This is a genomic window from Streptomyces sp. NPDC090442, assembly GCF_044769405.1.
In the GTDB taxonomy this organism is placed as follows: Bacteria; Actinomycetota; Actinomycetes; order Streptomycetales; family Streptomycetaceae; genus Streptomyces.
Genome location: NZ_JBIVXW010000215.1, coordinates 1 through 2,211, shown reverse-complemented (window position 1 = coordinate 2,211; position 2,211 = coordinate 1). Strand labels below are relative to the sequence as shown.

4 protein-coding genes are annotated in these 2,211 nt (G+C 69.5%); 3 read left to right on the top strand and 1 reads right to left on the bottom strand.

From position 1 onward, the window contains the following. A partial coding sequence (locus tag ACIQU6_RS44455) for a hypothetical protein (protein ID WP_403488395.1) occupies nt 1-345 on the bottom strand: 345 nt, incomplete at its 3' end. Between ACIQU6_RS44455 and ACIQU6_RS44450 the strand changes: the two genes are divergently transcribed. The 3 genes from ACIQU6_RS44450 to ACIQU6_RS44440 all read left to right on the top strand — a co-directional run. Beyond that, nucleotides 344-1,345: a DUF6192 family protein gene (locus tag ACIQU6_RS44450; RefSeq protein ID WP_403488393.1), complete on the top strand. Its 1,002-nt coding sequence runs from the start codon at nt 344-346 to the stop codon at nt 1,343-1,345. The genes ACIQU6_RS44455 and ACIQU6_RS44450 overlap by 2 nt on opposite strands. A 3-nt stretch (nt 1,346-1,348) precedes the next feature. Then, nucleotides 1,349-1,768, top strand: coding sequence for a hypothetical protein (locus ACIQU6_RS44445; RefSeq protein ID WP_403488391.1), 420 nt, complete (start codon nt 1,349-1,351; stop codon nt 1,766-1,768). A 42-nt stretch (nt 1,769-1,810) separates the two neighbouring features. Continuing rightward, the coding region (locus ACIQU6_RS44440; RefSeq protein ID WP_403488389.1) for a transposase at nt 1,811-2,211 on the top strand (401 nt) is incomplete at its 3' end.

Genomic DNA, 2,211 nt, shown 5'->3' with positions numbered 1-2,211 from the left:
GGAGTGCCCGGTGTGCGGCCGGTCGTGGACGGTGGGGGTGGAGCGGTCGAAGTCGGCGGTGTACTGCTCGGACCGCTGTCGGGTACGGGCCTGCCGCCAGCGGCAGGCGTCGCGGAATGGTGTTACGGAAACGCCGTAGCCGAACGCCTCGCTGTCATCACCAACACCGTGTGTTTTGCAGGCGAGTTGGCGGTGGTCGAAGGGTGCTTCGAGCGCCCCCATTGTGCGCTCTGCCTCCGCGTGTCGCGCCCGCGCCACCGTGGACGTGACCGGGGCCGGCGCCTCGTTGACCGGTCCCATCGTGGGTGACCGGGCCGTGCCCGGGGCAAGGGCGGTGGTCGTCATGGCCGACCGGATCGGGAACGTCACTCGGCAGCGTTACGAACAGATCGTCACCCAGGCCAAGGAACTGATCGCGCAGGTCGCGAGGGCACAGTTCGCCCTTGGCGACATGGCGTTGGAGATCGAGCTGATGAGGCCGGTGGGCGGGTCCATGCCGAACGGCACGGACGACCTGTTCACCGTGACGGAGTCGTTGCAGATGTTCGCGGACGACATCGGCGTCGCCCGGACGACGGTGGAGGACTGGCGGTGGACCGCCAACCGCTGGCCGGCGGACAAACGCAAGGAGGGGGTGTCGTTCACCGTTCACCGGATCCTCGCGTCGGTCGCGGACGAGGCCGAGCGATGGGCGGCGATCGAGGACGCTCCGTTCAACCCCCGGACCGGAGCGAGGCAGTGGACGCCGGACGGCGCGAAGCGGCTCGTCGGCCAGAGGGTCGAACGCCCTGTGACGGTCGATGAGAAGATCCAGGCCGTCGCCGACCTGACCCGTGACGAGGAGGTCGCCGCCCAGGTGGCCGCCGACCTGCTCAAGCGGCCGGAGGTCACCGAACATGTCACGCCAGCCGACCGGATGCGCGTCGTCACCGAGCTGACCAGGGACGACACCGTCGCCCGCAAGGTGACCACGGACATGCTGCGCCGACCGACGGTGGCCCGGACGGTGATGCGCGACGACACCGCCCGCATGCTGGTCAACCGCGCCCAGTTCGACAACTCCGAGGAGACGCGGGAACGGATTCGCCAGACCACCCCGCCCGTCCGCAAGATCGAGCACACCATTGAGTACCTCGACCTGGTGGGCACCTGCCACGGCTTCGTGGCCACGCTGGGCCGGCTGGTGCCCCAGATGCGGGGACAGGAGTTCACCAACGACGAGCGTGAGACCGTGCGGCGGCAGATCGGCCGGGTCCGGGCGGCGGCCGACTGGCTCGAAGGAGCCGTCGACAACGGAGAGTTCACCCTCGACGAGCAGTTGACCCAGCTCCTCAAGGGCGAGTAGGCCATGGCCCGCAGCCCTCGCCGCCCGGCCCAGCCGCTGTCGGAGCACTACGGCGACCTGGTCCGCGTCGCGCTGATGGAAGCCAGACCGGCCGGCCTGCACACGGTTCAGCTCGTCGCCGCCACACGGCTGAAGCAGTCCCAGGTCCAGCGCGGTATTCGGCACCTTCGCGATGTCGGAGCCGCGGAGAACCTCACTCCGATCACCTGGCGGCGCAAGGACGGCTACATGTTCTCCGACGACCCGGCGGACTGGATCGAGTACGAGAAGAAGCAGCTCGCCCAGGCCCTCGGCCGCCTCACCCGGATGATCACGGGCACGCTCGCCCCGCACCTGGCCCGCCGCCCCGACGACGAATGGGCCCAACTGGTATCCGCCCAGCTCACCGGCGTGTCCGCGACCCTCGCCCAACTCTCGAAGTAACCCCCGCCCGCCCCCGTCTTCCGCTCTATCGACGAGTCCGCCATGCCGAATCCCGCCCGCCGCCGCTACCCGTCCGACACCACGATCGCCGAGTGGGCCCTTCTCGAACCCCTGTTGCCCACCCCGGCCTGCCAGACCAAGACCGGCGGGCATCCCGAGAAGTGGCCCCGCCGGCAGATCGTCGACGCCATCCGCTACATCACCGACAACGGCGCGAAGTGGCGCGCGCTGCCGTCCGACTTCCCTCCGTGGGAGACGGTCTACGGGTTTTTCGCCCGATGGAACCGCCGCGGCGTCATCACCCTCATCCGTGACCAACTCCGTCGCCGTCTCCGCACCAGCCTGGGACGATGCCCATACCCGGTCACGCTGATCGTCGACTCCCAGTCGGTCAAGGGCGCCACCACGGTGAGCCGGGCGACCCGCGGATTCGATCCCGCGAA

What these genes read in the sequence shown, in the direction of transcription:
- ACIQU6_RS44450 (WP_403488393.1), top strand. Translation starts at nt 344, where the DNA reads ATGGCCGACCGGATCGGGAACGTCACTCGGCAGCGTTACGAACAGATC.
- ACIQU6_RS44445 (WP_403488391.1), top strand. Translation starts at nt 1,349, where the DNA reads ATGGCCCGCAGCCCTCGCCGCCCGGCCCAGCCGCTGTCGGAGCACTAC.